The following is a 7001-nucleotide window of genomic DNA, read 5'->3' as shown; positions in this document are numbered from 1 at the left end:
CATCCCCCTACATCAACATAAATCCCATCATCAGCATTGCTGCTACCCAAAATCCGAGGAATATGAGGTATTTCATTGATCCTCCTCCAGCGGCGGTAGGTCTGGAGTTGTCACACCAAACAATGCTGCCAACTTGCGATAATTTTGTTCTGACTGATATCTGCCTTTACAGCGAACTAATTTTTCTGCCGCTTTAACTATCGCGATGAGTTCCAATACCTGTTCAGGATCGAATGTCGTTACAAAAATTGCGTTACGTTTTTCAACGAATGAGGCTATTCGTTCACCGCTCAAGCTAAGTGGCGCATTTTTATCAACAGCCACTATTGCATTAAATTCAAATGCAGAACGACCCCATGATTTAGGATTAGCTGCATTAGCTATCTGGTCTAATTCGTCAAATTTGTTCACTGTTCCTGCCTCCGCTTGAGTTTCATGTATTCGCTGTCATCGGGTATTGTCACAAAATAACCCATACCAGCAGCCCATTGCTCAACCTGTTCCATGAATCGAAACATCTCGCCAGTGTCCAATTTGGAGGTCTGGCGCAGTGTCCTGACACGCTCTGGTTCCTGAGTTCTGGCATCAACCCGCTCTACAACCTCATAGCCGAGAAACGTGTGTTTCATCATCTCTTTAACTTCATCTGGTGAAAATTTCGCCCCGTTAGATTTCAGAAAACGACTAATCTCGCCAAACCACATATGAGCGGTAGCGTTCTGAGATGGTGATCGGGTGTTTTTCCACGGTTTGATGATGATTCGGTGAGGCTGGTTTGTTGCCAGAACTGATTTGAGTTGTTGCCACGCAGCTTGTTTCGTTGATTCATGGAATAAAAAATCATATTCCATAAAATGCCTTAATTTTCATTATTCCAGTTAGTTAATACTTGTTTTCTAACATCGCTTTCGCACCTTACCCATTGCACGGGAGTGGCTCTTTTGTTGCAAAATTTACACAAGACAAAACTTTTAAACTTTTTTTCTCTTTTAAAATATTTTGACTCTATAAATACAAGTTCATTCGTTCCACAATTGCTGCATAATTTGGCATTAATCATTACCCCTCATCCTCCACCAGCTCATCAGGGATGTCCACCTCGTCACCCAACTGTGCAGCCACGACAGCACGGCAGATGGCGATTTGTGGTGTGTCGCCTGTTTGCGTTTTAAAAATAGAAAAATCATCTACTGTCAATGCTCTAACAGATGCCACCCAGTGATTATCTTTGCGACCCATATAGGTCACATCATCTAGATATTTATCAATCAACTCCCCACACTGCTCCCAATCGGTTGAGGGTTCAAAATTATATGTGTCGCGATTAGAAACATACCAATCATCATTGGGTTTCAGCCATGTATTGCCACTTGGCATGATTTCTTCTGTAGCGCCTATAGCCCTAGCCACCGCCCAGTCCAACGCCCGGCCTGTCAGTTCACTCGTTTTGATTTTCATTCTTCCTCCGGATTATCAACCGTTAAATCATCAAGAGACCATGAACGAAAACCTTTACTCTCAATGTAATCTCTTGCTTTTTTCTCGTTGCTAAAAGCTGCTATAGGCTCGAAATCACCTTCAAAACCGGGGATACATACAATCCATACTTTCATCTAAAAGTCCTTCTGGTAGTTATTGAGCTTCGCCGCCGAGCGCATCAACCAAACTGTCGAACATCCGCGACAGCTCACCGGAGAACAGTACAAAGTCTGCATCGAATCGTTGAGCAACATCTTCACGGTCGATATCGTCATTCTGTTCGCGTAATGCTTCGCTGAACTTGATTTTTTTGATGGTAAAATCATCAGACAATGTAAACTGAATGCGCTCTTCCCATTCCAGCGCCAGTTTGGTGACGTACTTGCCAGATTCAATGTGAGTGGCAATTTCATCAGTGATTAAGTCCTGATGCTTACAGCGGATAACGCCGCCTTCTTCCAGAATCGCTTTCAGCTCGGCTTCGTCCTGCAACATAAATTCTTTGGGCAACTCGTTTTTACTCACCCAGTCAGTCAGGGTTAATTCGATGGGATTAGCGAACATCATCGGTGTGACAGGCAGTGAGCCTAGCGTTTTTCGCAGGAGTGCCAATGTATCCTCGGCACGTTTTGCACTGTTCGCATCGACAACAATTCGCTGATTGTCGTTATCAATCCAGAGGTAGGTCTGTGATTCTTTACTGAATGCCCGGGGTAACAGGGTGTGGATGACCTCATCTTTCAGGGAATCTTTCTCGGTCTTTTTCAGCTTGCGATGCTGCTCACCTTCCAGTTTTTCAATCTTGCTCCATAACTCTTTTTTGATGACCGATGAAGGCAATATTTTCTCTTCGCGCTGCATACAAATCAGGATCTGATTACCGGCTGCATGAGTGAGCGATGTTCCGTGATTACCCATTGGAGAAACCCAGCCAACTCTCATCATGTCTTGGCTGGCGCAGGGGGTGAATGCCAATGCTGCGAGTTGATTTTCCAGTGTTTCCGCTGAAATTTGGATGTCACGAGTCATACGATACACGATCGCATTTTTGAAAAAGTTCATATTGGTTTCCTATTTGCGAATAGCTTTTAGTCTTTCGTTGTAAAATTGGTGGCTGTACTCTTGAAGGGATAGATTGCAGCCTAAATTTCTTTTTATCAGCCACAAGCTGCTTATAACAGAATCCTCATCTGACGGAGTGTATTTTTTCGCAATCTGAATAACGGGTACGGGTATTTTCTCACCTGCCTGAATACGTTTCGTCATCGCCCTCAATTCGCGGACACAGAGTTTTCTCACCTCAGAGTCGGTTAAGTTCTGGCGGATCATATCCGAGTGAATTTTTGTCACCATCCAGTAACAGGCGTTTGATTGCCACTCGATATCACGCCAGTCGCGATGATTACAATAATCACGGAACATGCCGTAAAGATCTTCTTCGGTTGGCAATCCAATAGCGATAGTTTCTCCCTGTTTGCACCACTGGACAAATTGGCCAGGGGAAGGCCAGAACGGGTTTTCACTGGCGCGAGCATATCTCATGCCTGCCGATAATTGTTCTTTGGTACGAATGCCATTTTCAGCGAATGCAGCAATCCATTGACGCTTTGCAGCCACTTCATCACTGGGATCTTTGAATATCGTTGATATAGCGGCGGGAAAGACTGATTTGAGGTTTTTGAACAGAACATCAACCAGTCGTTCGGCTTCATCGTTGACCACTTTGTCCGGTGACTTTACCGAACCAGCCATCTTTGCCAATGCTGCCCCATCCCGATCCTGAATAACTTTGGCAAGGGTCATATAAATTCCTCCTCCCATTCTTCGCGGTTATTCCAATTGCCTGCTGACTCTGGCGCAATCTGCTTCCGGTTGGGCTGCGTACTCTGTGATTCGAGCGTATCCCATTTTTCCCGTAGCTTGGCAGGGGACAGGATGTTGCAGTACCAGAACGAATCCTTATTGGCCCATTTGAACAGGCGACAGATGCCGGTATGGGTTCGGTTATCAGATTGCCTCATCAGCCGAATGTCATTGGCCCATGTCGCCCAGTTAGGTTCTTTAGCGTTGGGTTTAGCTACCTGCACTTTCTGGAAAATCCACTCGGCCGCTTTCAGGTCGTCAGCATTCCCCCACTTATCACCTTTGGGTGAGCTAACAGCAGCATCAGGATTTACCTTGCCAGACGATTTAGATTTTCTCGGACGATCATCTAATAATTTATTATTAGATATATATTCTTGTTCATGATGTGCGGGGTTATGTGCGCCCCCATGTGCGGGTATAGTGTCTGAGGCCGCGTCATTACTGGTCTCGCCATGTGCGCCTTCATGTGCGGCTTTATGTGCGGGTAAATTGTCTATTTTTTCAGCGTAGTCACTATAATTTGTGATAGTGATCACACGTCCTTTTCGCTTCTCCCCCTTGATAGAAATCATCCCTTCCTTAACAAAAAATGCCAGCATCCGTTCTACTGCATCACGACTGGTTGGCTTCTCGTTGCGGTCACACAGAGATAGCCCCAGATCAGCCGCCGTTACGACTAATTGACCGGGTTGTAAATGCCATACATTCCCTTTGAAATTAGCTGTATATGGTTGTCTGGCTGCATCCATAAGCAAATTTTCCCACAGCGTTCTGAGAAAGACGTCTTTAGCCCACGGTTTATTTCTGATGCTCCGGTACAACGAGATGAAACCAGATTTCTGGTTCTCCATCCTGTTGCTCCTGATTTTTTTAGCCGTATTGAAATCAAAAACCTCCGCTGTATTCATACGACCTCCCTATCATTAAATTTCGTTTTCATGTATAATTACCTCTGTTAAATGTGTTGTTGAGAGGGACTTGCATACTTCCTCTCAGTCATTAAATTGATAGTTCGAATTGCATTTCTGAAGCCTCAACTGCTACAACAGTTGGGGTTTTTCTTTTCACCTTGCCTTTCCGTTCCAGAGCCTGAATTAATCGTTCAGCGTGCTCACCCTCGATGACTACTATGGGTTTGTTATCAGATTCAGGTTTGCTATCAGATTCAGATAACTCAAGCGCCCATTCAGGCAAGCCCAGCTCCACGATCAATCTACTGGCTAATTTCGCTATCCGGTTTTTATCGCGGCTTAATACGGATGGATGAATCCCCATTTCACTTGCCAGGCCATTATTTCCAAACTCAAATACTTTCTTGTGGAAATGACTCTCAAGCATCTGAGCTTTACGCGTATTGCGAGTATTTTTGACAACTTTTGCGACTTCCATCTGCTACAGTTCCTATAGTTAAGTTTTGTTTAATAAATAAACGATAGATATCGTCTATCCTGAATAGATAGTTAATAAACACGATCACGGCGTTATAGTGTCAGCCTTTACGGGTGAGTTCCCCGATTGCCTAAGAGTAGTAAATACCTCCTGGCGCTATTTCGGTTTGCTAGGGTTCACCAATAGCCTGTCGTGAGAGCAAATTGTTAAAGAGCGGCAAATCAGGCGGCAGGCGCGCCAAATAGTTCAGATAAATCAGGTCGTAATTGATGTGCTGGAACTAATCCATTTGTTGCACGCTCAATGCGAATGGCATTTGTGGCAGATGGTTTTTTATGTCCATGTAACCAAGCCCAAACTGCAGGTTGTTTAACGTTACATATGGTAGCCAGTGCTTGCTGGCTACCAACCATGCCAATAGCCTTTTCGATCAATTTATTTGTCATAAAATAACCTCAGCTTTTGGAATACACAAATAATAGCTAAAGTTATTTTTAAAGTAAAGCCTTAGTTATTTGACGAGGTATAGCCTAAGCTATAAATTGTGCGATTATGAACAAAATGACATTTGCAGAGCGGCTAAAATTAGCCATGAAAGAACATGGATTTACTCAGGCTTCACTCGCTGAGGCTGTTGGGATCTCCCAGCCTAGCATTTGGAAGCTGACATCTGGTACGGCTAGTAGATCTCGCCATACAGTTGAAATTGCGAGAACTCTGATGGTTGACCCGGAGTGGTTAGCAACTGGCAGTGGTGCAATGACTTCTAACGTAGTAGAAGAACAAATAAATAATGATGAATATACGTCACAAAATAATAAAATTATAAAACAATTAAATGGCAAAATAACTTCGTGCTCTTATAAAGTTGATTCTTTAGATGTTCAAGCGAGTGCGGGGCCTGGCGTAATGATTAATTCTGAGTTTATTGAAACCATATGCTCTATTGAGTATACCGACGACGAAGCTAGAAGGATATTTGGCGGAATACCCGCTGAATCGATAAGGATGCTAACTGTCAATGGAGACTCTATGTCTGGAACATTTGAACCAAAAGATCAAATTTTCGTAAATATAACAAAGAATTACTTTGATGGAGATGGTATATATATTTTCATATTAGAGAACGAACTTTTCATTAAAAGATTGCAACGCCAGTACAAAAAACTAGCAATAATATCTGATAATCAAAAATATGAAACCTGGTATCTTAGTGAAGAGGAAGCTCAAGGATTATATATACAAGGTAAGGTTATGGTAAGCCAATCAATTAATTACAGATACCACAGCTAGAAACCCACAGAGTTAACTAAGTAGCCCCGAAAGGGGCTTTTTTATGCCTAAAAATCCCGCCTATATCACATATCTAAACTCTCATAAAAAAATATTACCTTATCTATCAGTTAATTAATTCCTTTTTCCACTTTTTTATAACTTAAGCTATTTACATCAAAAATAACTTTAGCTATATTTGTATCCATCCAAGGCACACAGCCAACAGATAAATGCAGTATCGCTCTTTAACAATATGAATCCCACACGACAGGCAACTAGCGAGCCCTAGCAAACCGAAATGGCGCCGGGTAGTTACTCAGGTTATCGAGTAATCATTCAGGCAATCGGGCAAAGCAACCCGTAAAGGCGCACTCGTTATGAAACTGCTCGTGATTAACCAAAAGGAAAACAATCATGGTTTAGCAAAGCGGATAGACCGCGAACGCATAGCGTTAATGCTGCGGTAGTGACGCAGCCCCGAGTCCAAATGGAGCCAGTATCTAGCTAACTGGTCAGGGTTAATAAACTGAATAGCTCCGGTAAGCAGCATGACAGCCAATCATGCACCGGTTATTAGCACTCAGGAGAGTGAGCACTACTCAAGGGCATGAGCGCGACCACTGCGAGAGTGTGGTTGATTGACTGTAGGTCATTCGATGAGTGGCCTATGGTGAGTTAATTAACGGAGGAATTCCATGAACGACAAAGACATTCCGCTGGAAAACATTCTCGACAATTTCTTTTTTCAGTCCCGGAAGCAACAGCACGAGAACTTCCGAAATAATCGTCAACCGAAACAGCGTCCGTCCCAACAAGAACGCGACACTGTTAACGTATTCAGCAATTTCATTACGGCAGTCAACAAAGCGCCGTCGAAAGAACTAATCTCAACAAAAACCAAAACCCGCCGTCGTTTGGAGTCAGGCGGCGTTACGGCGAGGGGGTGATATGACATATCAGGAAGCACGAAGAAAAGTTATAGAAATCCAAAA

The 7001-nt window shown here is 43.4% G+C and carries 10 protein-coding genes and 1 pseudogene; 2 read left to right on the top strand and 9 right to left on the bottom strand.

Annotated features, from left to right (window positions below):
• Nucleotides 1-78: 78 nt before the first annotated feature.
• The 9 genes and pseudogenes from NXS07_RS17940 to NXS07_RS17900 all read right to left on the bottom strand — a co-directional run.
• Nucleotides 79-213: pseudogene (locus NXS07_RS17940) on the bottom strand (ead/Ea22-like family protein); the annotation flags it as partial.
• Nucleotides 214-407: 194 nt separating this feature from the next.
• The gene (locus NXS07_RS17935) at nt 408-851 is read right to left on the bottom strand and encodes a YbcN family protein (RefSeq protein WP_038201914.1); all 444 of its coding nucleotides are present in this window, start codon (nt 849-851) and stop codon (nt 408-410) included.
• Between the two features lie 208 nt (nt 852-1059).
• Entirely contained in the window at nt 1060-1458 is a 399-nt protein-coding gene (locus NXS07_RS17930; RefSeq protein ID WP_258087316.1) for a phage protein NinX family protein, read from the bottom strand.
• Nucleotides 1455-1613, bottom strand: a complete 159-nt coding sequence (locus tag NXS07_RS17925; RefSeq protein WP_258087315.1) for a hypothetical protein — start codon at nt 1611-1613, stop codon at nt 1455-1457. The genes NXS07_RS17930 and NXS07_RS17925 overlap by 4 nt, the downstream gene beginning before the upstream one ends.
• A gap of 19 nt (nt 1614-1632) precedes the next feature.
• Nucleotides 1633-2541 carry a recombination-associated protein RdgC gene (gene rdgC / locus NXS07_RS17920; protein ID WP_258087314.1) on the bottom strand — a complete coding sequence of 303 codons (909 nt, stop codon included), beginning with the start codon at nt 2539-2541 and terminating at the stop codon, nt 1633-1635.
• Between the two features lie 9 nt (nt 2542-2550).
• On the bottom strand, nt 2551-3282 hold the full coding sequence (locus NXS07_RS17915) for a replication protein P (RefSeq protein WP_258087313.1): 732 nt from the start codon (nt 3280-3282) through the stop codon (nt 2551-2553).
• Nucleotides 3279-4196 carry a phage replication protein O gene (locus tag NXS07_RS17910; protein WP_258087318.1) on the bottom strand — a complete coding sequence of 306 codons (918 nt, stop codon included), beginning with the start codon at nt 4194-4196 and terminating at the stop codon, nt 3279-3281. Before NXS07_RS17910 ends, NXS07_RS17915 begins: the two co-directional genes overlap by 4 nt.
• A gap of 148 nt (nt 4197-4344) precedes the next feature.
• A complete protein-coding gene (locus tag NXS07_RS17905) occupies nt 4345-4734 on the bottom strand; it encodes a hypothetical protein (protein ID WP_258087312.1) in 390 nt (129 codons plus the stop codon).
• Between the two features lie 221 nt (nt 4735-4955).
• The gene (locus tag NXS07_RS17900) at nt 4956-5180 is read right to left on the bottom strand and encodes a transcriptional regulator (protein WP_258087311.1); all 225 of its coding nucleotides are present in this window, start codon (nt 5178-5180) and stop codon (nt 4956-4958) included.
• A 106-nt stretch (nt 5181-5286) separates the two neighbouring features.
• On the opposite strand from NXS07_RS17900, the gene NXS07_RS17895 reads away from it, so the two are divergent.
• Both NXS07_RS17895 and NXS07_RS17890 read left to right on the top strand, forming a co-directional pair.
• On the top strand, nt 5287-6027 hold the full coding sequence (locus NXS07_RS17895; protein WP_308686636.1) for an XRE family transcriptional regulator: 741 nt from the start codon (nt 5287-5289) through the stop codon (nt 6025-6027).
• Between the two features lie 677 nt (nt 6028-6704).
• Nucleotides 6705-6956, top strand: coding sequence for a hypothetical protein (locus NXS07_RS17890; RefSeq protein ID WP_038202845.1), 252 nt, complete (start codon nt 6705-6707; stop codon nt 6954-6956).
• The last annotated feature ends 45 nt before the right edge of the window (nt 6957-7001 follow it).

It is taken from the genome of Xenorhabdus bovienii, assembly GCF_024721015.1.
In the GTDB taxonomy this organism is placed as follows: Bacteria; Pseudomonadota; Gammaproteobacteria; order Enterobacterales; family Enterobacteriaceae; genus Xenorhabdus; species Xenorhabdus bovienii.
Note: the sequence above shows the minus strand (reverse complement) of the source record. Positions and strands in the feature narration are given on the sequence as shown.